The sequence below is a fragment of the Algisphaera agarilytica genome (assembly GCF_014207595.1).
Lineage (GTDB): Bacteria > Planctomycetota > Phycisphaerae > Phycisphaerales > Phycisphaeraceae > Algisphaera > Algisphaera agarilytica.
This window is the reverse complement of record NZ_JACHGY010000001.1, coordinates 55,205-76,319: the sequence shown is the minus strand read 5'-3', so window position 1 is coordinate 76,319 and position 21,115 is coordinate 55,205. Positions and strand designations below refer to the sequence as shown.

Below are 21,115 nucleotides of genomic sequence, written 5' to 3'. Positions count from 1 at the left end.
TCTCCCAGGCCGAGCGTACTCGGCCTGTTTTTCTGTGTATGTTTCGATGTAAAGGATTCACCGATGCCCCAAGACCCCGCTTATCCCGAACTGCTCGTCCGCGAAGCCGACCTGACCGATGCGCGTGACGCCAAATCGGTGGTCGAGATGGTGGCGATGTACGCGACCGACCCGCTGGCGGGCGGCGTGACGCTTCCCGACGAAGTCCGCGAGCGCTTACCCGAGGCACTTCACAATACGCCGGGCTGCGTCGTGTTCCTGGCCTACGCGGACGACTCGCACGATGCAGCGCCGCTCGGCGTCGCGGTGTGTTTCGAAGGGCTGTCGACCTTCCGGGCCCAGCCGAAGCTGAACCTCCACGACCTGGCGGTGTCCCCCGAAGCACGCGGCCGCGGCGTCGGCCGAGCACTTATGGCGGCAGTACTCGCCGAGGCCCGGCAACGCGGCTGCTGCTACGCCACACTCGAGGTCCACGCCGACAACGCCGTGGCCAAGGGCTTGTACGCGTCCAGCGGATTCGAGCCCGGGTACGAGTTCTGGAGCTGCGAACTTAGCTCGTAACGCGATCTGGGGTCATTCGTATGTAAACTAAAGATTGATGCGTTGAACACATCAGTCGCGTCCTCACCCACTCATGAACCCAGGGGTATTTTTTGAACAGCCGACTCAGAGCCATCGGAAAGGGCCTGATGGCGATAGCCGTAGGATGCGGGGGCTGTGTGCTGCTTCTGATCACCGCAATGGTGATTGCGGCGCGTGTCTACGGTGACGAAAGCAGTGAGTTGTTTGGTGTCGCGGCACTCGGAGGTATTTCTGCGCTTGCTGGTTGTTTTGTTTCACTGGTGATCGGGATATCGATCGCTTTGACCTCAGACCATTCTCCGCAGGTCCCAGGCGTTTGCCGCAAGTGTGGCTACGACCTCAGAGCTTCGAAGGGAGCTTGCCCGGAATGTGGGATGCGGATACCCAGGCAAGCTTGAGTTCCGCCACGTGTTCTGGAACTGCGAACTTGGGGGCGACGGGTGACGGTTTCCCGGCCCGGAGAGAGGCCTTGGCCCCAAAATATGAGCCATGGAACTCTCATTCCGCTGTACCAACGTCGGCTGCCTCGCCGGGCTATTCATTGTGATCCTTGCCGCGATCGGTCTGAGCCTGCCGTTCTTCCTCGGGGCGATGGCCGCGGTGGAACTGGGGCTGCTGTAACCCTCGCCTCCGGGGTGGCCGATGGGTATAATGGTGGATCGCTCTTTGACAATTGGGGCCGACTGGTATCGACCGGACAGGGAAGGTCGGTGGTCGCACGTCGAGGTGTACGTTGGCCTCGTTAAACCACGTACAAAACCATAAATGCCAACGATGAAAACATCGCTGGTCGCATCGGCTTCGGCCAAATGCGACTCGCTGCCTAATCTTGATTAGGTAACGAACCCCCATGGGCGCTGGGCCCGTGGCAAACATGGGGATGACAACGGGCTCGTCCAATCCAGGCGTTTCAGCTGGTGCGGATTAAACAACACTGGCACTAGATAAGCAGCAGGCTGTCGCTGGCCGTCTGCGGTTCGAAATTAAATCAACGACTATGCGTGAAGAAGCTACCGATTGACTGTACCGACACGGGGGTTCGAATCCCCCCGGCTCCACTGGGACCTCGCGTCCCATCCCACTTAACCCCGCACGAGCGTTTGCTTTTGCGGGGTTTTGTTTTGCGCGGATAGCGCGGCCCTCTTGAGTCTGCGAGTAGACGCAAGAGTCGTTTGGCGTCATCATCCGCGTCATGTTGTCTGAGTCTGAGATGGAATCCGCGCCGCAGCGCCAGGCCTTGGCTTCGTCGCCCGACACCCCGCCGGGGGTGTTGGCCATGCTGGCGGCGGACGGGAACTTGCACGTCCGTCGCGCTGCGGCGAAGAATCCTTCGACGCCGAGCGCGACGTTGCAACTGCTTGGGCGGGCGGGGGCAACATCGGACCTGATGGGGTTTGGCGGCGGCGCGGATGCGTTGTCGGCCCAGGAGATTGCCGAGCTGGTTGGCCTTGGCGAGTGGGGGCGTCTGCTGGCGGCGCAGCACGCCGACACCGGTCCGGCGACGCTGCGAAACTTGGCCGAGTCGGGGGGTAATGCACTGCGGCGTACGGTGGCCACGCACCCGGCGTGTCCGGCCGAGGTGTTGCGCACGCTCTGCGGCGACGTGGATGCGCAGGTCCGACAAGCGGCCGCGGCGCATCCGAACGTGCCCCGCGAGACCGTGGCGATGTTGGAAGCCGCGGGCAGCCGACCGGATCTATCGGGTTGGGCAGAAGACGTGCCCGCGGGAGAAATCGATACGGAAGGGCTGATCGCGGCGGGTAGCTACAGCAAGCAACTTGCGGCACGTCATCCACGCATCGATCCCGACACTTTGGCGGAGCTGGCCCAAGATTCCGACTGGCGCGTTCGGGCAGCCGTGGCGGAGAACCCCGCAGCAGCAGGTGTGTTGCTCGAAGAGCTTGCGGGACTGGACGTATTCGAGACCCGGCAGCGCGTCGCAGGACACCCCCAAACCCCCGCAGCGACTTTGGAACAACTCGCGGAAGAACCCGACATCCGCATCCGCGTGGAGATCGCCCGCAACCCGGGCACGCCCGCGTCGTTGCTGCGCCAACTCGCGCTCGACGGTTCCTCGGCGGTGCGCGAATTTGTCTCGGCACACCCCGCGTTGACCCAAGCCGACCGGGATTGGCTCACGGCGGCCGGGACCACGCCCGACCTGCAGCAATTCATCGAGCCAGATCCCGCGTTGGATGAAGCTTCGCTAGAAGAACTCGCGGCGGCCGGGGGTTGGGGCCAACGCCTGGCCGCCCGGCACCCCGCGACGCCCAGCCGCATTCTCGCTGTGTTGGTGACATCGGGTGATCCGATGCTGCGTGATGTGGCGCTGCGTCACCCCGCCTGCCCGCGTGACCTGATCGATCTGCTCGTGGCGGCGGGCAGCAGCGACGACCTCCAAGGCTTTGAGCGGGGAGCACGATCGCTACCGGTTGCGTCAATCGACCGACTCGCCAAGCTTGGCCCTTGGGCACGACGCCTCGCGGCCCGACAACGCTCAGCCAATACAACCCAACTCGAAAAACTGTCACGCGACGATGACATGGCGGTCCGCGTCGCGGTGGCCAAGAACTCTGCAACACCCGCCGGGGTCGCGGATGCGATGGTGCACGACGTGGCGCACGATGTCCGTTGGGCTTTGGTCAACCGCGCCGATGTCTCGGCCGAGGCACTTGGTGAGCTTCTACACGACGCTATCCCCGCCATCCGGTTGGCGGCGGTGGCCAATCCGACACTGCCGCCATCAAGCCTGGAGCTATTGAAGTTCGATCTGGACGAGGATGTGCGGGCCGCGGTGCGGGAACGGCTAACTCAAGAGGCTTGATCGGTCAGCCACTGGATCCATTCGTCCATGCCTTGGCCGGACTTGGCCGAGACTTCGAAGGCACGCATGCCGGGGCGGACGTCCTGGATGCTGTTCTGCATTTTCTCGGCGTCGTACTCAAGCACCTCGGCGAGGTCCATCTTCGTGATCACCGCGACGTCGGCGGTGTTGAAGATCGTCGGGTACTTCAGCGGCTTGTCTTCGCCTTCGGTGGTCGAAACCAAGACGAGGCGGAGGTCTTCGCCCAGGTCGAAACCGGAAGGGCAGACGAGGTTGCCGACGTTTTCGACGAAGAGCAGGTCGAGGTCGTCGCAGTCCCACGACGCTTCTTCGATCGCGCGTTCGACCATGTCGGCCTCGAGGTGGCACATCGTGCCGGTCTCGATCTGGCGGACATCAACGCCCGACTCGGCGAGGCGGGCGGCGTCGTTGTCGGTGCGCAGGTCGCCGACGAGGGCGGCGATCTTCAGGCCGCCGCGCTCTTGCAGGCGGATAAGGGTTTGCTTGAGGAACTCGGTCTTGCCGGTGCCGGGGCTGGAGACGAGGCTGACGACAAAGCAGCCCGCCGCCCGGAAGCGGTCGCGCAGGTCGCGGGCCAACTCGTCGTTCTTCTTGAGGATCTGGGTGCGGACCTCGAGGATGCGGGGCTTGGCGACGGCGGAATCGGAAGCAGGCGTGGGTGATTCAGGAGGCATGTTGGGACTCGGGTTGAAGTTCAACGGACAGGATATCGAGTTCTCGGCCGCGCACGAGGCGCGGCGAACGGGTCTGGCAGACCGGGCACACCAGGCGTTGCCCGGGCAATTCGACGGTGTCGGAGCAGTTTTCGCAATAGATCGCAGCGGGGATGAATTCGACGCGGAGTTCGCTGCCCTGGAGCGGCGTGTCGCGGGTGGCGGGGGTCCAGGCGAACTGGAGGGCTTCGGGGATGACACCGGACATCGCGCCGACGCGGACGTTCACCGCGGCGATCTGGCCGTGGTCTTCCGCGGCGGTGGCGTCGGTGATGCTCTGGACGATCGAGATGGCGACGGAGAGTTCGTGCATGGGGGTGAGGGTGAACCGCGAAGGCGCGGAGGGCGCGAAGACAAGTCAGTGGGGATTGATTTGAGCTTCCTGGGGTGTTGGAGGTTCAGGTTCCTTTCCATGCATTCAGGTCGGCGTCGAGTATGGGAGCACGTTTGTCGGGTAGGTGGCCGTGGTCGACGAGGGAGCCGAGCACTTCCATGGTGGCGTGCACGGCCATGATCGAGGTGACGTCGGCGATGTCGTAGCACGGGGCGACCTCGACGCATTCCATCGCCGCCAAACCGCGCGATGCGATGAGGCGTAGGAGCTTGAGCACTTCGCGAGGCTGGAACCCGCCGGGCTGGGGCCAGCCGGTGCCGGGGACGTGGCCCGCTTCGACGCTGTCGATGTCGAAACTCAGGTACACCGCATCCGCGTCCTTCCAAGCGATGTCGAGTGCGACCTCGGCGGCCTTTTCGATGCCCATGGTCTCGATGTCGTCCATGGTCAGGACATATGTCCCTTTGTCGCGTGCGCCCTTGACCCACTCGCGTGAGGTCTGCCAGCCGCCGATGCCCATCTGCACGAGGTTGGTCGACGGGGCGTTGGGGATATTGGTGGCGTGGAACCACGGGCAGGTGTGCATCCGCTCGTCCATGTCCTTCTCGAGCGTGTCGAGGTGGCGGTCGATGTGGATGATGCCGAGCTTGCCGGGGGAACCGTCCGGTTTACGGATGTGCGGGGCGAGGCCGCGGACGCAGGGGTAGCCGATGCTGTGGTCGCCGCCCATGATCACGGGGAACGTGCCTTGCGTGTAGGCGTGGCCGACCGCGCGGCTGATCTGGTCGAAGGACTTTTCGATGTTGCCGATGGTGAACACGTCGCCGAGGTCGCACATGTTCAGCGATTCGAAGAGGTCCACGCCCATCTCAAAGCTGTAGAAGCTGGTGTACTGCACCGAAGCGCGGCGCATGCCCTGCGGGCCGAAGCGGGTGCCGGGGCGGAAGGTGGTGCCGATGTCGAAGGGCACGCCCATGAACGACACGTCGTGTTGATGTGCTTGCCGAACGTCTTCGACGTAGGGCAGTTTCAGCATCGTCGGGATGCCCGCGTAGAGCGGGAGCGGGCCCCGCGAGAACGTGCCAATGTTCGGATCGGTGATCGACTCGGCCCCGGGCAATCCCATCTCCAACGCACGGGCGTCGGCCGCTTCCCGTTTGCCGGTGGGCAGGGAAGCCTCACGGGCGACGGCGTCGAGGCCTTGGGATGGGGGGCGGAAGTCGGGGGTGGAGTCGGTCATGGTTGAAGGCCGCGGCGGCCCCGGGTCATTGACCCGGGGTTAACGGAAAGGCACGTTTTTACGTACCTTTCCACGCATCGATGCCCGCGTCGGAGGTGTGCTTCTTCTGGCGGGGCAGGTGGCCTTCGTCGACGAGCGTGGCGAGCACGTCGAGCATCGCGCGGATGCCAAGGAGCGCGGTGATGTCTGAGGTGTCGTAGGCCGGGGCGACCTCGACGCATTCCATGGCGCAGATGCCTTCCTTGGCGACGAGCTTGAGCAGCTTAAGGACTTCGCGGGGTAGGAAGCCGCCGGGCTCGGGCCAGCCGGTGCCGGGGACGAAGCCGCAGTCGACGCTGTCGATGTCGAAGGACAGATAGACCTGTTTGACGTTGCCCTTCCAGGCGGCTTCGAGGGCCATCTCGGCGACCTTGTCGATGCCGTGGTCATCCACGTCGTCCATCGAGATGATGGTGCTGCCGCGTTCACGGGCGACTTTGACGCCGGGGCGGGGGACCTGCCAGCCGCCGATGCCGACCTGCACGAGGTTCTTGGCGGGGGCGTTGGGGATGTTGGTCGCATGGAACCACGGGCAGGTGTGCATCCGCTCGTCCATGTCTTTTTCCTGGGTGTCGATGTGTCGGTCGATGTGGATGATGCCGATATCGCCGTCGACGTGCGGCGCGATGCCGCGGACGTTGGGGTAGCCCAGGGAGTGGTCCCCGCCCATCAGCATGGGGAAGCAGCCGTTCGCGTAGATGTGGCTGACGGCCCGGCTGACCTGGTCGAAGGACTTTTCGATGTTGCCGATGGTAAACACGTCGCCGACGTCGCAGATCTTGACCTTCTCGACGAGGTCCACGCCCAGCTCGTAGAAGTAGCTGGTGTACAGCGCCGAGATGCGACGCATCGCCTGAGGGCCGAAGCGGGTGCCCGAGCGGTAGGTGGTGCCGATGTCGAAGGGGATGCCCATGAAGGCGACGTCGTAGTTGCCGATCTGGCGGACGTCTTCGAGATACTTGGTCTTCATGACCGTGTTGATGCCCGCGTAGTGGGGCAGCTCGCCGCGGGAGAACGTGCTGATGTTCGGGTCGCTGATCGAGTCGGCACCGGGCAGGCCCATCTCGAGGTCTTGCGCGATCTTGTCCATCGTCGCGGTTTCGGTGAGCGTCTCTTCTTTGAGCGCCGCAAGGTAGCCCTTCATCTGTTTGGGGTCGAGCGGTTCTTTCAGGGGTTCGTCGGGCATCCGTGATTCTCCGAGGTTGAGGCGTCGGCCAGTAGGCCGGGTTGATTAGCGAGAGCCGTATCGTAACGGGGGTGAGAAAGTCAGGCGATCTTCGCCGCGGCACTGTGTTCCGGCGAACGTTTCAGGGCAAAGAAGAACTGGTCCACCAGCTGGGGGCCGTAGGTGTTGATCGCAAACAGTCGGGGGTTGAAGAGCCAGGTGTGCGTCGCGCCCATGAGCAGGTTGTAAGCCGACAACGCCTGGAAACGCACGTCCGTGTCCGCGGGCAACGCCTGTTGTTCCACCCCCGTCTGGATCAGCCGCCCCATGCCGTCCACCATGGCCTGCGTCAGCGAATACTCCGATTCGAGGTATTCGCTGAGCTCTTCGGTCAGTTCGGTTTTGTTCAGCAGGATCTCGAAGGCCTCGCGGTGCTGCGGGTTGCTTTCCAGCAGCTCGAACCACTCGATCATGAAACTGCGCAGGGCCGTGAGCGGGGGGGCGGGGTTGGACAACGCCCGCTCCATGATGTCGTACAGCGGGGTCTGCGAGAGCTGCATGAGTTCGCTGTAGAGAGCGAGTTTGTTCTTGAAGTGGCCGTACACCGCGCCGCGGGTCATGCCGACTTCCTTGGCGATCATCTCCAGCGACGTGTGGCCGTAGCCGCGCTTCGAGAAGAGCATGAGCGCGGCGTCGATGATCCGGCGTCGGGTTTTCTCCGCGTCTTCGCGGTTGTTCAGGCCCATGGGAAATCGAGATCAAGTGACGGAGTACAGAAATTACGCAGCCAAAAAAATCAGAACACGTCGTCGCCGACTTCGGTCATCCGATAGATCGGCAGGGGTTTGTCTTCTTCTTCCCCGGGGGGGTGGATCAGGTCGTCGATGTACTTCTTGGTCTGCACAAACAGCGGGTCGACGAGTTGATCGGGGTGACGCGGGCGGGGCAGGGGTACCTCGACCATGGTCTTGAGGTGGCCGGGGTTGCGGCCCAGCACCATGACGCGGTCGGCGAGGTAGATCGCTTCGTCCATATCGTGGGTGATGAAGATGATGGTGACGTCCACGTTCTGCCAGATCTGCAGCAGGTACTTCTGCATCGTGCAGCGCGTCTGCGGGTCGAGGGCACCGAAGGGCTCGTCCATCAGCAACACACGCGGCTTGTTGGCCAGAGCGCGGGCGATCGCGACGCGCTGCTTCATGCCGCCGGACAGCTGGTGTGGGTAGTGCTCGGCGAAGTCTCCGAGGCCGACCATCTCGATCCACTGCATCGCTTCGTTGGCCGCGCCGGTCGGGCTGTGGCCCGCTTGTTCGAGGCCGAACATGACGTTCTTCTTCACCGACAGCCAGGGGAAGAGTGTGTACGACTGGAAGACCATGCAGCGGTCGGCCCCGGGTCCGGTGACGGGTTGTCCGTCGAGCAGCATCTGGCCGGAGGTGGCTTTTTCGAGGCCCGCGATGATGCGGATCAGCGTCGACTTGCCGCAGCCCGACGGGCCGATGACGGTGATGAACTCGCGGCGGCGGATCTGGAACGACAGGTCGCCGATGGCTTGGATCGCTTCGCCCTGCGGGCTGGTGAAGACCCGGCCCAGGTGTTGTACGTCGAAGACCACCGGGCGCTGCTTGATGCGTTCGAAACGCTCGGCCACGTCGGGCGGCATCGGCGCGGGGCCTTCCATGATGGGTTGTTCGGTGGACACGTTGAACCTTTCGAGTGGCGAGTGCGCTTAGGCGGTTTCGGCGGGGATGATCGCTTCTTCTTTCTTGCCGATCTTCGAGAGCAGACGGCCGGGCAGCCCGACGATCTTGGAGATAAATCCGCCCTGCGTGTTGTATTCCCAGGGGAACAGGCCGCGGGCGATCCACTGCAGGATCTGGTCGGTGAGGAAGCCGATGATGCCGATCATGATGATGACCGGGAAGACGCGGTCGAAGTTGTACTTGCCGCCCTGGGTATCGATGAAGGCGGTGAGCCCGGTCTTCTCGCCGATCAGCTCGGCGATGACCAGCCAGGTCCACGCCCAACCGAGCAGCACCCGCAGATCGTTGTACATGCGCGGCATGATGCCGGGCACGATCACCTTGGTGAACAAAGCGCGGGGCTTGGCCCCCAGGGTCTGGGCCGCTTCGAGCAGGCCGCGGTCGAGCTGGCGGGTGGTGTTGCCGAGCATCAGGATCATGTGGGGGAACGTGCCGATGAAGACCATCGCGATCTTGGGCGCTCCGGCCACGCCGAAGATGGCTTGCAGCAGCAGACCGAACGTCGGGGCGGGCATGTAGCGGAAGAAGTCGGTGAAAGGCTCGATCAGCTTGGCGAAGAAGTCGTATGTGCCGCAGAGCAGGCCGATCGGGATACCGATCAAGCACGCCAAGAGGAACGCCCCAAACACCACCTTGAGCGAACCCAGCAGGCGTTCGTACATCCACGGCTGCTGGTTCGCGGGTTCCTTGGTGAAGTCGTCCCAAGCCGCGATCAGGCACTCGTGCGGCGGCGGCAGGAAGACCGGCGACGACGATACCCCCTGCGGCAACAGGTGCAGCAGCGGCGTCTTGATGAAGTTCTTGCTGTCGTACGGGGCGAACTCTTTGAGCAGTTCCCAGTTGGCTTTCACGATCTCCAGGTTCTCGGCGGTGAGCTGGTCATTGGAGACCGTCGCGGTTCCCTCGGCCAACGAGCCGTAGAGGCTGAACAGCTTGCCGTCCACCGCGGCGAAGTCGTCTTGGGGGACGCCGTCCATGACGCCCATGGACTCGGCGAGCGGCATGAGTTGGCGGAGGCGTTTCTTGTTGGCCCGGGATGAACCTTTGGCGTCGCCCGCTTCCCTCGCCTCGAGGATGGCTTTGTTTTCGTCGCGGACCTGGTCGAGGTACACCGAGAAATATTCTTTGTCGATACGGTCGCCCACGGAGAACGCGGCCGAGTTGCCGATCTTTTCGGTGACCAGCGTGAACTTGATCTCGGACTGGAAGGCCGGGAGGTAGGTCGCCAGCGACCAGATCGCGATCGGCAGTACGAACGAGAGGATCATGAGGACCGCTCGTCGGCGTCCGGTCAGGTTGGTGCGGATCCGGAACCACGGGTCGCGGGGTGGTTTGGGCGGGGGAGTCTCACTCATGGATGAACCGTCGCGGGGCGTGGTGGAAAAATCGGGCCGTCAAATCCCATGCCCGGCGGTTAGGCCGGGCTTGGGCGGAGGTATTCGGGTGAGAAAGGGATTACTTGACCGACTTGGCGTATTCCAGCGTCAGGCTGGGGTCGAGGTAGGTCTTGTATTCCAGGGGCGAGTCGTAGGCTTCGTACTCCACGTTGAACTTGTTGGAGTAGTCGGTCGAGCCGTAGATGGAGCTCAGGCCGTCGCCTTCTTCCCAGACCTTCAGGGCTTCCTCAAGCGAGAGGATGTAGGTGCCTTGGAAGAACGGCTCGTATTCGGCGGGGCTGATCTGCACGCGGGCGGCGAGGATGGCCAGCGCGTCGTCCCAGTTGTCTTCGTCCTTGAGGTAGTCCACGACGCGGTACCACACGGCCACGACCTTGGCCCACTCGGCGCGGTTCTCGGCGAGGCTTTCGGGGCTGACCGCCAGGACGTCGTAGATGATGCCCGGGGCGTCGGCCGAGGTGAAGATCGGGGTCGAACCGGGGACGGCCTTCAGGGCTTCGCCGGAGTTGGGCTGCCAGGCCGCGATGGCCGAGACGTTGCCCGAGGAGAGCATGGCCGGGGTCTTGTCGGTGGGGGTGTTGACCCATTCGACGCTGTCGACCGCGATACCGTTCTCTTCCAGAGCGGTGATGGCCAGGAGGTGGGCGACGAAGCCGAGCTCGGCACCGATCTTCTTGCCTTCGAGGTCCTTGACGGACTTGATGTCGGGGGTGGCGACGAGCATGTCGTTGCCGTTGGAGTAGTCGTTGATGATGATGGCGACCGAGGGCTTGGCGGTGCCGGTGACCAGGGCGTCGCCGTTGGTCATGCACACGGCGTCGAGTTGGCCGGCGGCGTAGGCGTCCATCGAGGCGACGTAGTCGAACCACGCGAACTCGACTTCGACGCCAGCCTCATCGAACCAGCCTTTCTGGATGGCGATCTCCCACGCGACCCAGCCGGGCCAGTCGGAGTAGCCGATTTTCAGCGGGTCGGCCTGGGCCGAGGTGAACGGGGCAACAGCCAACACACCCGTGAGGGCGGCAGCGGCAGCGCGGCGGATAAGCGATTTGAATCGGGTCATCGAGAATCTCTCCAAAGGGTTTCCGGGCGGGGTGTGAAACAAGTGCTAACCCTCTCTTTGGCAAAAGGGATGCCAGCTGCCCGAAGGCCGTTTTTGAGCCGATAGACGCGGTCTCCCGCATAATAAACGCGCGGGTGTATCTATTTTCGGTCAGATTGCCTATTCGCTGCGCAGCCCGAAAGGCGGCGTATTTCGCCCCGCGGGTTTGCAAGCTGTTCGTACCTGGCCGTCAGATTTTTTCCGTCGCGGAAATACAACGTGGTGATCCGGGGTTGATAGGGCAGACATCGAACGCGACACCCGGCCGGGATCGCCAGACTCAGAAGAGCCCCGCACGTTGCGGGACCCAACCCAGAAACCTCGGGCCCAACCGCCCAACGAAAGCAGGATGAAACCATGAACAAGCTCTTTGCCTTTACCGCCCTGGCCGCCGCACTGACCTTCGCCACTGCGACCTCCGCCGAAGCCCGCACCCAACACCGCGGTGCCGACAACGCCCGGATCGCCTTCCAGAACGCCCAGTCGCAGCAAAACGTCTACGCCCTCACCGGCCAAACCGTGGCCGTGAAGAAAGCCGACCGCTCGACCAACCGTTACGCCAACGTGATCAACGGCGGCCGTAACACCAACCGCTGATCCAACCATCCCTCCCGGTCATCAAAGACCATCCTGAGAGAGCCGTGGGCCAAAAGGTCCGCGGCTTTCTCTTTTGGTTTGTGGTGAAAAAGGGCCGTCGCAATCACATCGGCAAGTTAGTGCGTGTGTTGCGTGAGAAGGCCGTGGCGATGTTCGAGGTGGAGTTGCACGGCCTGGCGGGTTGTGGGGTGGTTGGCCAGATCGCTGAGGAGCGTGGCCATGGCCGAGCTGTCGAAGCCCGCGGCGTCCAACAACCCGACGCCCAGGTGGTCGGCTCGGGCCTCGGGGCATTCCATGCCGGGCTGCCCGAGCAACGCCGACACCACGCCGTCTTCCGCTTCGATGAGGTGCCCCAGTTCGTGGGCGACCGCGGCGCGGACCTGATCGGGCGTGGCCCAGTCCAGCAAACCTTCCGAGACCAGCACATCACACGGTGCCACCGCGTAGGCCACGGGGGCCGAGGTAGCGATCACCCGGATGCGTGGGGTGAAGTCGGTTGATTCTCCGAGACACGGCGCCAAACTCGCCAGCAGTGCTTCGGCTTGCGCTTGGTGGGCCGGCTGATGCGACCAGCCACCGTGGTCCCTGACGAGCTGCCGAACCGCCGTGGTGTTCGAGGCCGCCGGGGTCATCCCGCAGCCGACCATCGAAACCACGACGCACACGGCGACCGGAAGCCCGAGCATTTTGAACATGGAGAATCGGGGACTCATGAGTCCCTACATCCAACAAAAACCAGGCCAGTGGGTTCTGGGCCGATTCAGGGTGGGATTTCGCCTAAGAACCGCGCAAAGCCATGAAACCATCGCCCGGTCGCACAAAAAGCAGGCAGGCCTTAGCCGGCGTCCAAAGCTTGATCAACGGACTCTGTTGGGCTCAGAACAGGAAGTATTTCTGAGCCAGCGGCAGCGACTCGGCGGGCTCGCACTGCAGGAACTCGCCGTCGGCGGTGACTTTGTAGGTCTCCGGGTCAACTTCGATATTCGGAGCGGTGCTGTTGAGCTTCATGTCGGCCTTGCCGATGTTGCGGCAGTTTTTCACCGCGGCGGTCCGCTTGGACAGGCCATAGGCCTCGCGGACGTCGGCGTCCTGGGCGGCCTGGCTGACGAAGCTGAACGAGGTGTGGCCGACCGCCTTACCCAACGCCGCGAACTGCGGACGCATGTACACGGCCTGGGGCGTGGGGATCGAGGCGTTGGGATCACCCATCTGGGCCCAGGCGATGTGGCCGCCCTTGATCACGATCTCGGGCTTGGCCCCGAAGAACGCGGGTTTCCAGAGCACCAGGTCGGCGAGCTTGCCGACCTCGATGCTGCCGATGAGGTGCGACATGCCGTGGGCGATCGCGGGGTTGATGGTGTACTTGGCGACGTAGCGTTTGATGCGCTCGTTGTCGCCCTGGCCTTCGGTGTCGCCGCCGAGCGTGCCACGCTGGTCTTTCATCTTGCTGGCGGTCTGCCAGGTGCGGGTGATGACTTCGCCGACGCGGCCCATGGCCTGGCTGTCGCTGCCCATGATCGAGAACGCGCCCAGGTCGTGCAGGATGTCCTCGGCCATGATCGTCTCGCCACGGATGCGCGACTCGGCGAAGGCGACATCCTCGGGTAGGTTCTTGTCGAGGTGGTGGCAGACCATGAGCATGTCCAGGTGCTCATCCATCGTGTTGACGGTGTACGGCCGGGTGGGGTTGGTCGAGGACGGGATGACGTTGGCTTCGCCACAGACCTTGATGATGTCCGGGGCGTGGCCGCCGCCGGCGCCTTCGGTGTGGTAGGTGTGGATCGTGCGTCCCTTGAACGCGGCGATCGAGGCTTCGACGAAACCCGACTCGTTGAGTGTGTCGGTGTGGATGCAGACCTGCACGTCCATGTCGTCGGCCACGCCGAGGCAGCAGTCGATCGCGGCGGGGGTGGTGCCCCAGTCTTCGTGGAGCTTCATCCCGATCGCGCCGGCGGCGATCTGCTCGGGCAGGCCCTGGGGCAGGGCGGTGTTGCCTTTGCCCAGGAAGCCGAAGTTCATGGGGATGTCGTCCACGGCCTGCATCATCATCGCGATGTTGTTCGCGCCGGGCGTGCAGGTGGTGGCGCAGGTGCCCGTCGCCGGGCCGGTGCCTCCGCCGACAAGCGTGGTGAGGCCGGAGGCGATCGCTTCGTCGGCGATCTGCGGGCAGATGTAGTGGACGTGAGTGTCCAGGCCGCCGGCGGTGAGAATGTGGCCCTCGCCGGCGATGGCTTCGGTGGTGACGCCCACGACCATGCCGGGCGTGACGCCGGGCATGACGTCGGGGTTGCCGGCCTTGCCGATGCCCGTGATCATCCCCGCCTTGATGCCGACGTCGGCCTTGTAGATGCCGGTGTAGTCGACGATGAGGGCGTTGGTGATGACGTAGTCGAGCGCTTCATCGGGGTCGCCGCCGGCCCGCTGGCCCATGCCTTCGCGGAGCACCTTGCCGCCGCCGAACTTGCACTCATCGCCGTAGGACGTGAGGTCTTTCTCAACGCGGAGGGTGAGCGAGGTGTCGCCCAGCCGCATGAGATCGCCCGTGGTGGGGCCGAACATCTGGGCGTAGGCGTCGCGGGGCATGTTGTAGGGCATGGGTTACAACCTTTGGGAATTAACCATGGGCCTTGTAGGGTGGGCACTGCCCACCGCGACCGTTTTGAAATCACGTGGTGGGCGGTGCCCGCCCTACGCATGGCGGTCCATCAACTCAGCGGCCGAACCAACGGCGGACTGCGGGCGCGACAAGGACAGCAACGGCAGCGACGCCTGCAGCGATCCAGAGCCAGTGGTGCAGTTCACCGCCGAGGAAGTAGCTGTGGTCGTGGCCTTCGTGGGCGAGGGTGGTCAGAGCTTGAAGCATGGTTTTACCTTTGGGGTAAGAGGAAATAAACAGGGGTTAGTTGGTTGCGTTGCCGAAGCCCTGGGCTTCGACACGTTTGAGGGCTTCACTTTGTTGGGCGGAGTCGACTTGACCGTCGGCAAGGTTGTTGCCGCCGCGGATAATCTGGTCGCCGGCGATGGCGACGAGGGTGACGGTCTTGGTCTCGCCCGGCTCGAAACGTACCGCGGTGCCGGCCGGTATGTCCAGCCGTTTGCCGTACGAAGCGCTGCGGTCGAAGGTCAGCCCCGCGTTGGTCTCGATGAAGTGGTAGTGGCTGCCGACCTGGATCGGGCGGTCGCCGGTGTTGGTCACGTCGATCGATACGGTTTCACGGCCAGCGTTGAGTTCGATGTCGCCCGCCTGCGCGGTGACCTGGCCGGGGGCGCTGTCGGTGGCGGTGGACGCGTTGCCGAAGACGGAAAGATCGGGCACCGGCAGGAAGCTGCCGTAGAGCGCGAGTTCGAGGTTGCCGTCTTCTGCGGCGATGGGGTGGTGCACGGTCACGAGCTTGCTGCCGTCGGGGAAAGTCGCTTCGACCTGCACGTCGTGCAGCATCTCGGCGATGCCCGGCATCACTTGGCGACGCCCCAGCATCTGCCGGCCGAGGTCCATGCACTCGGCGACACGCTTGCCGTCACGGATCAACTCCATCACGACCGTGGCGATGAGCGCGACCGTCTCGGGCTGGTTGAGCTTGCATCCGCGGGCGAGGCGCTTCTGGGCGACGAAGCCCGCGTTGTGCAGCATCAGTTTTTCGATCTCGCGCGGCGTCAAATGCATCGCGGTTCACTCCTCGTCTACCACTTGCGGTCCCATGGACTCCCACCGATCCAGGGGTGGGTGAAGTATAGCTGTTGTTTGAGCAGCCCGGTTAACGTCTGTGTGCTTCGCCCGATCAAGCGCAAGACCCCGCCCCAGTCTGCGCTACTGAAGCCCGCGAGGTAGCGCGACTCGTCGTGGATGGGCCGCTTGTCGATCCACTGTTCGAGTTGGTCGATCCCTTCGCTCACGCCGGGGCCGACCAGGAAAAGGTTTGCCACCACCTGATAAGGCCCGACGCACATCGGCCCGGTGCCGGCGAGCGTGTCGGCGGTCAGCCGTGTCTGGTCGAACACGATCTCCCGGCCATCGACATGCACGGTGTTGAGACTGCGGTAGTCCGCAAATTCCCAGCTCTCACCCGAGGCGCTGCGCCCGGCGGTGAACCAGTCGAGCAACACCAATGAGGACGAAGACGTTAGTTCAAAACGCTGGGTCTGGCGGTAGATCGCGTCGGCGAAGCATGTCAACGGATCGGGCAGCACGAGCAGTTTTGCCTGTTCGCCGAGCGTAGCGGTGAGGTGCTGCTGGGCGCCGAGCCCGTCTTGCTGGTGGAAGACTTTGGTCGAGGCCTGCGTCGTCAGCACCGCGGTGGCGTGGTCGCCGACGTCGAGCGACAGGTCGATCGTGTCGCCCGCCACGAGCCCGCCGCCGAACGTGTTGGCGTAGGCCCAGGCGGCGTCGCCGCGCCGCGACGGCGTGAGGAATTTCAGCGGCGCCGCGGCACGGCAGCGCGTGATCGCGGTCTTGCCCGCCACGTGCTCGAACGCGACGTGCCCCCGGCCCGGCTTCGACAGGTCCGCCTCGGCTAGCGCGCGGGGCGTTGAGTCGTGATCGGGCGGGGCGGTGGCGCTGAGCATCGTGGGAGGTTAAACGCTGAGGTGGTCGTTGACGAGTTCAGGGGTCATGTCGCTGGCTGAGGTTTCTGCAACCACCGTGCCACGGTTCATGATGTAGACGTGGTCGCCAAACTCTTTGACGAAATCGAGGTACTGCTCGACGAGTACGATGGTCATGCCCTTCTCGGCGATGAGCTTTTTGAGCACGTGGCCGATCTGCTGGATCACGTTGGGCTGGATGCCTTCGGTCGGTTCATCGAGCAGCATGACGCGCGGCTCGCCGACCATGGCCCGGGCGATGGCGAGCTGCTGCTGCTGCCCGCCGGAGAGGTCGCCGCCGTTGCGTTTGAGGAAGTCCTTGAGGATGGGGAAGACCTCGAAGACTTCGTGTGGGATCGACTTGCCGCCGTCGCGTCGGGCCTGCAGGCCGATGCGCAGGTTTTCTTCCACGGTCAGCTTGGGGAAGATCATCCGGCCCTGGGGTACGAGGGCGACACCCATCTGTGCCCGACGGTGCGCGGTCATCCCGCTGATCTCTTCGTCGCCGAGCGTGATCGAGCCGCTGCCGCGCAGCAGCCCGATGATGTTTTGCATCAGGGTGGTCTTGCCCACGCCGTTGCGACCCATGACACAGGTCATCTTGCCCGGGGCCATGGTCATGTTGACGTCGTCCAGGGCCTTGACGCCGCCGTAGGCGAATTCGATGTTGCGGAGATTGAGCATGCTGATTCTTATCTTCCCAAATACGCTTCGATCACGGCCTCGTCGCTCTGCACCTGATCCAGCGTGCCCTCGGCCAGGACCTGGCCTTCGTTGAGCACGGTCACGCGCGAATCGAGCTGGCGGACAAACTCCATGTCGTGCTCGATGCAGATGATGGTGTGTTCGTCTTTGAGTTCAAGCAAGAGCTCGGCGGTCAGCGCGGTCTCGGCGTCGGTCAGGCCGGCGGCGGGTTCGTCGACCAGCAGCAGCTTCGGGCTGGCGAGGATGAGCGAGCTGATGGCGAGCCATTGACGCTGGCCGTGGCTGAGCGACTTGGCGGGGGTGTGCAGGTCGTCGATGAGGCGGACGCGGGTGAGGATGTCGTGGATCCGGTCGCGGGCTTCGGGGGTGGCCTTGCCGCCGACGGTCTGGCAGTGCTTAAAGAAGCGCAGCATCGCCAGGCCGCCGGGGCCGGAGATGCGCGGGTCGAGTTTGCGCAGGTGGTCTTTGCTGCCGATGCCCTGAGCGGGGTTGGGCAAGGCCAGCAGCATGTTCTCCCAGACGCTCAGCGAGTCGAACACGTTAGGGATCTGGAACTTTCGGCCGACGCCCTGCTGGGCGATGAGGGTTTCGTCCTGGCCGGTGATCTCTCCGCCGTTGAAGTAGACCTTGCCGGTGGTGGGTTTGGTTAGGCCGGAGATGACGTCGCACATCGTGGTCTTGCCCGCGCCGTTGGGGCCGACAACGACGCGGAGCTCGTTGTGCCCGATGCCCAGGTCGGCGATGTCCAGGGCCTTGAACCCGTCGAACACCGCGGTGACGTCCTGCAGGAACAGGATGTAACGCTGCGCCCAGAGCTGGCTCTGACGCGGGCCTTCGACCGCGTAGTCGTACTGGCGGGGATCGGTGGCGGGGGGCGTGGCGGTTTGCATTACGCGGCACCTCCCGTGTTGGAGGCGGGCACCGCGGGTGGCGGTGGCGTGCCGCCCGGCTTGGAACGCGACAGCCCGTTACCGATCAGCGTCGGGATGCTCATCAGCCCGCCGGGCAGCAGCAACGGCACGAGGATGAACAACCCGCCGAGGACATACATCCAATACTCCGGAGCCTCGGAAGTCATGAAGTTGTAGATCTGGCTGATCGCCAGCGCCCCGAGCACCGCGCCCCACAATGTGCCACGCCCGCCGAAGGCGACCCAGGCCACCACGAGGATCGACCACGACGGCTCCATCTCGGTGGGCGTGATGATGCCTTTCTGCGGGAAGTACAGCGCCCCGCCGAGTCCGGCCATCATGCCCGCAACCGTAAAGGTCAGCGCCTTGTAGACCCACGGCTGATAGCCCGAAAAACGCAGGCGCGTCTCGTCGTCGCGGATCGCCAGCAAGATTCGGCCGTAGCCCGAACGCACCATCGCCTTGGCGACAATCAGCGTCACGATCAAAGCAATCACCGAGAGGATGTACAGCTTGAATCGGGTTTGCGAGGCCAGCGACAGGCCTTCCTGGAACGCGATCGGGTTGCCGAACAGCTCTTCGCTAAAGGTGACACGGATGCCGTTGGTGCCGCCCATCTTCAAGTCGTTTTTCTGGAACACCCGCCAAGCGATCACCGTGATGGCCTGGGTGAGGATGGCGAAGTAGACGCCCTTGACCCGGCTGCGGAACATCATCACGCCAATGACGGCCGCGACCAATCCGGGGAGCAGCATCGCCAAAAGGAACGACACGCCGAGGTTTTGGAAATACGCCAGGTACCAAGGCGGCGTGGGGTTGGCCACATCGGACATCACGTAGGCCAGGCATTCGGGGATGCCGTTCACGTCTTTGGGCCCGATGTTAATCAGATAGAAGCCCATGCAATACGAGCCAAATGCGAAGAACAGGAACTGGCACAGGCTCAATACGCCCATGTAGCCCCAGATCAAGTCGAGGCCCACCGCACAGATGGCGAAACAGGTGAAGTAGCCGTAGCGGTTGAGCGTGTCGATGCTCATGTTCCCCGATAGATACAGAGCCGGGATCACGACCAAGCCAACGATGACAAGCAGCCCGCCGAGGATCGCGTCGGTCCGCCAAGTCGGTCGGCCGAGCCAGGGCATGTCGTCTTTGCCGGTGGCTTGGCTGGCTGCACGCCCTTTCTCGGGGAAGAGGCCCGACGGCCGGCGCTGAATGAACAGCACCACTAGCAACAGCACCGCGACCTTCGCCCAGGTCGAATCGAACAGGCGGATAGGTTCTTCGATCAGCACGATCGGCTCGAGGATTTTTTCGAGCGTGCCGAGCCCCAACCCGGAGATGACCACGCCAAGCAGCTTGCCGACGCCGCCGACCACGACGACCAGGAACGAATCGACGATGTAGCCCTGGCCCATCTGCGGGGTGGTGTTGCCGATGAGATAGACCCCAAAGCCCGCGAGCCCCGCCAGCCCGGCGCCGAAGGCAAAGCAGAACATGTCGACGACACGCGTATTGACGCCCAGCGTCTGGGCCATCGCCCGGTTCTGCACGGTCGCCCGCACCATGAGCCCGATCTTGGTGAAGCGGAAGATGACCACCACCGCCGCGAGGCAGAAAGCGGTCAGGGCGATGATGAACATCCGGCTGTAGCCCAGCACGATGTCGGGATAGACCTCCCAGCCGCCCGCCGACCAGTCGGGGCGGGTGAGCGGCAGGTTGTCGCCTTTCCAGTTCCGCACGAGCTGGATGAGGATGTAGCTCACGCCGATGGTGGCGAGCAGCGAGTCGAGCGGCCGTTTGTAGAGGAAGCGGACGATCGAGACTTCGACCAGCAGGCCCGTGATCGCCGCGATGGTAAACGCCATGAAGAACGCGACGACGTACGCCCAGTTCGGGCTCAGGCCGAGGGCGGCCATCGGGTCGCCGCTCCAGAACGGGTTGGTGCTGAGGAACTCGAAGCAGGCCCAGGTCGCGACGGCTCCGATCATGAGCATCTCGCCGTGGGCCATGTTGATCACGCCCATCAGGCCGAACGTGATCGCCAGGCCGAGCGCGACGAGGACAAAAATCGAGCCGGCCGACATGCCGAAGAAGGCGTTCTTGATCCAGTTCGTCACCGAGATGTGGCGGTTGATCTGGTCGGTGGATTTCTCGGCCGCCGCGACCATGGCGGGGGTGGAGTCGTCGCTGTTGATGACTTCCTTGAGCACGTCCAGGCCGCGGATGCTCTTGAGCTCGCCCAGTCCCGCGATCGCGGCGACGCGGGTGGCTTCGTCTGCTTCGGGGTCGGTGCCGCTGGCGACGATGAGGTTGGCGCTTTCTTCCGCGGTACGGCGGATGGCTTTTTCCGGATCGTTCTCTGCCAGCTCGAGAAGCTTGGGCAGGGCTTCGAGCTGGCGTTTGTTGCCGACGTTGCGGGCCGACTCTTCGCGGATCACGGGGTCTTTGAGGTCGAGCCCCATCAGTGAAAGACGCTGTTGGATGACCTTCCGGGCCTTACGGTTGCCACGGAAGCTCTTGGACTTGGGCAGCTCGCCGTCGACTTTGAGTGTTTCCAGGTCCAGCAGCTCACGCTCGGCAGCCACCGCGTTGAGCAGCAGCGGTGCCCCGGCCTCGGCGGGGGATTCACCTTCCAACGCGGGCGGCTCCCAGACCAATCGGTCGCCCACGGTGCGGAGCTCGTTGGCCATCAGGCGTTCAAAGAGCCGCAGCACCCGGGCATCGCCCATGCCGATGAGTTGTTCGACGGTTTCGGAGGCGAGCTTGCTACTGCCGAGGTTAACCGCGAGCTCGAGCAGCTCGTCGTCGCTGAGTTCATCCGTCGACGCCTCGGCGGCAGCGGGTTCTTCAGCGGGCGTGTCCTGCGCGGTCGCGGTCGGTGAGTACGTGCCGCTGAACACGAACAGGGCGGTTGCGACGAGCAGGAGCAACAGCGAATAGACGCCAGCTTTGCGTTGCGAGTGGGTCCGGGTCGCAAGGCGGTGGGGGGCCGTGGAGAACTTCAAATCGTGATCCGTGTGGAGCCGGCGTGCCGGCAAGAGTGAAACAGTGGGGCGATGGTCGGGGAAAGCCGAGGTGCGGCGTTAACCACACCTCGGCGTTGTTCTTTACACGTCGGACTCAGCCGAGGCCGAGTCC

20 protein-coding genes and 1 other RNA gene are annotated in these 21,115 nt (G+C 63.9%); 5 read left to right on the top strand and 16 right to left on the bottom strand.

The features are described from left to right. Nucleotides 1–63 precede the first annotated feature (63 nt). The 4 genes from HNQ40_RS00305 (at nt 64) to HNQ40_RS00295 (ending at nt 3,406) form a co-directional block, all read left to right on the top strand. Nucleotides 64–561: a GNAT family N-acetyltransferase gene (locus HNQ40_RS00305; RefSeq protein WP_184675237.1), complete on the top strand. Its 498-nt coding sequence runs from the start codon at nt 64–66 to the stop codon at nt 559–561. Nucleotides 562–1,071: 510 nt separating this feature from the next. Further along, nucleotides 1,072–1,203: a hypothetical protein gene (locus tag HNQ40_RS18460; protein ID WP_261356877.1), complete on the top strand. Its 132-nt coding sequence runs from the start codon at nt 1,072–1,074 to the stop codon at nt 1,201–1,203. 54 nt (nt 1,204–1,257) lie between these two features. Beyond that, nucleotides 1,258–1,643, top strand: a transfer-messenger RNA (tmRNA) gene (gene ssrA, locus HNQ40_RS00300). Between the two features lie 131 nt (nt 1,644–1,774). Next, the gene (locus HNQ40_RS00295; RefSeq protein ID WP_184675236.1) at nt 1,775–3,406 is read left to right on the top strand and encodes a hypothetical protein; all 1,632 of its coding nucleotides are present in this window, start codon (nt 1,775–1,777) and stop codon (nt 3,404–3,406) included. Here the strand turns inward: HNQ40_RS00295 and hypB are convergent. The 8 genes from hypB to HNQ40_RS00255 form a co-directional block, all read right to left on the bottom strand. Beyond that, nucleotides 3,394–4,101, bottom strand: coding sequence for a hydrogenase nickel incorporation protein HypB (gene hypB, locus HNQ40_RS00290; RefSeq protein ID WP_184675235.1), 708 nt, complete (start codon nt 4,099–4,101; stop codon nt 3,394–3,396). The two genes, HNQ40_RS00295 and hypB, sit on opposite strands and share 13 nt — an antisense overlap. Further along, nucleotides 4,091–4,453 carry a hydrogenase maturation nickel metallochaperone HypA/HybF gene (locus HNQ40_RS00285; RefSeq protein ID WP_184675234.1) on the bottom strand — a complete coding sequence of 121 codons (363 nt, stop codon included), beginning with the start codon at nt 4,451–4,453 and terminating at the stop codon, nt 4,091–4,093. Before HNQ40_RS00285 ends, hypB begins: the two co-directional genes overlap by 11 nt. A gap of 85 nt (nt 4,454–4,538) precedes the next feature. Next, nucleotides 4,539–5,714 (bottom strand): agmatinase family protein, encoded by a 1,176-nt coding sequence (locus HNQ40_RS00280; RefSeq protein ID WP_184675233.1) that lies wholly within the window; start codon nt 5,712–5,714, stop codon nt 4,539–4,541. A gap of 58 nt (nt 5,715–5,772) precedes the next feature. Beyond that, on the bottom strand, nt 5,773–6,939 hold the full coding sequence (locus HNQ40_RS00275) for an agmatinase family protein (RefSeq protein WP_184675231.1): 1,167 nt from the start codon (nt 6,937–6,939) through the stop codon (nt 5,773–5,775). An 80-nt stretch (nt 6,940–7,019) separates the two neighbouring features. Then, a complete protein-coding gene (locus tag HNQ40_RS00270; protein ID WP_184675229.1) occupies nt 7,020–7,664 on the bottom strand; it encodes a TetR family transcriptional regulator in 645 nt (214 codons plus the stop codon). 50 nt (nt 7,665–7,714) lie between these two features. Then, complete coding sequence (locus tag HNQ40_RS00265) at nt 7,715–8,599, bottom strand: ABC transporter ATP-binding protein (RefSeq protein WP_184679150.1); 885 nt, start codon at nt 8,597–8,599, stop codon at nt 7,715–7,717. Nucleotides 8,600–8,647: 48 nt separating this feature from the next. After that, complete coding sequence (locus tag HNQ40_RS00260) at nt 8,648–10,036, bottom strand: ABC transporter permease (protein ID WP_184675227.1); 1,389 nt, start codon at nt 10,034–10,036, stop codon at nt 8,648–8,650. Between the two features lie 100 nt (nt 10,037–10,136). Next, nucleotides 10,137–11,141, bottom strand: coding sequence for an ABC transporter substrate-binding protein (locus HNQ40_RS00255; RefSeq protein WP_184675225.1), 1,005 nt, complete (start codon nt 11,139–11,141; stop codon nt 10,137–10,139). Between the two features lie 396 nt (nt 11,142–11,537). On the opposite strand from HNQ40_RS00255, the gene HNQ40_RS00250 reads away from it, so the two are divergent. Next, complete coding sequence (locus HNQ40_RS00250) at nt 11,538–11,777, top strand: hypothetical protein (RefSeq protein WP_184675223.1); 240 nt, start codon at nt 11,538–11,540, stop codon at nt 11,775–11,777. A gap of 116 nt (nt 11,778–11,893) precedes the next feature. Here HNQ40_RS00250 and HNQ40_RS00245 read toward each other — a convergent pair whose 3' ends face one another. From HNQ40_RS00245 to urtB, 8 genes are all read right to left on the bottom strand, one after another. Then, nucleotides 11,894–12,490, bottom strand: a complete 597-nt coding sequence (locus tag HNQ40_RS00245; RefSeq protein ID WP_184675221.1) for a M48 family metalloprotease — start codon at nt 12,488–12,490, stop codon at nt 11,894–11,896. 163 nt (nt 12,491–12,653) lie between these two features. Then, nucleotides 12,654–14,372, bottom strand: coding sequence for an urease subunit alpha (ureC, locus tag HNQ40_RS00240; RefSeq protein WP_184675219.1), 1,719 nt, complete (start codon nt 14,370–14,372; stop codon nt 12,654–12,656). A gap of 115 nt (nt 14,373–14,487) precedes the next feature. Beyond that, nucleotides 14,488–14,640, bottom strand: coding sequence for a hypothetical protein (locus tag HNQ40_RS00235; RefSeq protein WP_184675217.1), 153 nt, complete (start codon nt 14,638–14,640; stop codon nt 14,488–14,490). A 36-nt stretch (nt 14,641–14,676) separates the two neighbouring features. After that, nucleotides 14,677–15,441, bottom strand: a complete 765-nt coding sequence (gene ureB, locus HNQ40_RS00230; protein ID WP_184675215.1) for an urease subunit beta — start codon at nt 15,439–15,441, stop codon at nt 14,677–14,679. Nucleotides 15,442–15,458: 17 nt separating this feature from the next. Continuing rightward, complete coding sequence (locus HNQ40_RS00225; RefSeq protein ID WP_184675213.1) at nt 15,459–16,340, bottom strand: urease accessory protein UreD; 882 nt, start codon at nt 16,338–16,340, stop codon at nt 15,459–15,461. A 9-nt stretch (nt 16,341–16,349) separates the two neighbouring features. Next, entirely contained in the window at nt 16,350–17,042 is a 693-nt protein-coding gene (gene urtE / locus HNQ40_RS00220) for an urea ABC transporter ATP-binding subunit UrtE (protein ID WP_184675211.1), read from the bottom strand. Between the two features lie 8 nt (nt 17,043–17,050). Continuing rightward, nucleotides 17,051–17,953 (bottom strand): ABC transporter ATP-binding protein, encoded by a 903-nt coding sequence (locus HNQ40_RS00215; protein ID WP_184675209.1) that lies wholly within the window; start codon nt 17,951–17,953, stop codon nt 17,051–17,053. Then, nucleotides 17,953–20,982: an urea ABC transporter permease subunit UrtB gene (gene urtB, locus HNQ40_RS00210; protein ID WP_184675207.1), complete on the bottom strand. Its 3,030-nt coding sequence runs from the start codon at nt 20,980–20,982 to the stop codon at nt 17,953–17,955. Before urtB ends, HNQ40_RS00215 begins: the two co-directional genes overlap by 1 nt. Nucleotides 20,983–21,115 lie beyond the last annotated feature (133 nt).

What these genes read in the sequence shown, in the direction of transcription:
- HNQ40_RS00275 (WP_184675231.1), bottom strand. Translation starts at nt 6,939, where the DNA reads ATGCCCGACGAACCCCTGAAAGAACCGCTCGACCCCAAACAGATGAAG.
- urtE (WP_184675211.1), bottom strand. Translation starts at nt 17,042, where the DNA reads ATGCTCAATCTCCGCAACATCGAATTCGCCTACGGCGGCGTCAAGGCC.
- HNQ40_RS00285 (WP_184675234.1), bottom strand. Translation starts at nt 4,453, where the DNA reads ATGCACGAACTCTCCGTCGCCATCTCGATCGTCCAGAGCATCACCGAC.
- HNQ40_RS00265 (WP_184679150.1), bottom strand. Translation starts at nt 8,599, where the DNA reads ATGGAAGGCCCCGCGCCGATGCCGCCCGACGTGGCCGAGCGTTTCGAA.
- HNQ40_RS00250 (WP_184675223.1), top strand. Translation starts at nt 11,538, where the DNA reads ATGAACAAGCTCTTTGCCTTTACCGCCCTGGCCGCCGCACTGACCTTC.
- HNQ40_RS00305 (WP_184675237.1), top strand. Translation starts at nt 64, where the DNA reads ATGCCCCAAGACCCCGCTTATCCCGAACTGCTCGTCCGCGAAGCCGAC.
- HNQ40_RS00295 (WP_184675236.1), top strand. Translation starts at nt 1,775, where the DNA reads ATGTTGTCTGAGTCTGAGATGGAATCCGCGCCGCAGCGCCAGGCCTTG.
- HNQ40_RS18460 (WP_261356877.1), top strand. Translation starts at nt 1,072, where the DNA reads ATGGAACTCTCATTCCGCTGTACCAACGTCGGCTGCCTCGCCGGGCTA.
- HNQ40_RS00260 (WP_184675227.1), bottom strand. Translation starts at nt 10,036, where the DNA reads ATGAGTGAGACTCCCCCGCCCAAACCACCCCGCGACCCGTGGTTCCGG.
- HNQ40_RS00235 (WP_184675217.1), bottom strand. Translation starts at nt 14,640, where the DNA reads ATGCTTCAAGCTCTGACCACCCTCGCCCACGAAGGCCACGACCACAGC.
- HNQ40_RS00215 (WP_184675209.1), bottom strand. Translation starts at nt 17,953, where the DNA reads ATGCAAACCGCCACGCCCCCCGCCACCGATCCCCGCCAGTACGACTAC.
- hypB (WP_184675235.1), bottom strand. Translation starts at nt 4,101, where the DNA reads ATGCCTCCTGAATCACCCACGCCTGCTTCCGATTCCGCCGTCGCCAAG.
- HNQ40_RS00270 (WP_184675229.1), bottom strand. Translation starts at nt 7,664, where the DNA reads ATGGGCCTGAACAACCGCGAAGACGCGGAGAAAACCCGACGCCGGATC.
- HNQ40_RS00245 (WP_184675221.1), bottom strand. Translation starts at nt 12,490, where the DNA reads ATGAGTCCCCGATTCTCCATGTTCAAAATGCTCGGGCTTCCGGTCGCC.
- ureC (WP_184675219.1), bottom strand. Translation starts at nt 14,372, where the DNA reads ATGCCCTACAACATGCCCCGCGACGCCTACGCCCAGATGTTCGGCCCC.
- HNQ40_RS00280 (WP_184675233.1), bottom strand. Translation starts at nt 5,714, where the DNA reads ATGACCGACTCCACCCCCGACTTCCGCCCCCCATCCCAAGGCCTCGAC.
- HNQ40_RS00225 (WP_184675213.1), bottom strand. Translation starts at nt 16,340, where the DNA reads ATGCTCAGCGCCACCGCCCCGCCCGATCACGACTCAACGCCCCGCGCG.
- HNQ40_RS00255 (WP_184675225.1), bottom strand. Translation starts at nt 11,141, where the DNA reads ATGACCCGATTCAAATCGCTTATCCGCCGCGCTGCCGCTGCCGCCCTC.
- ureB (WP_184675215.1), bottom strand. Translation starts at nt 15,441, where the DNA reads ATGCATTTGACGCCGCGCGAGATCGAAAAACTGATGCTGCACAACGCG.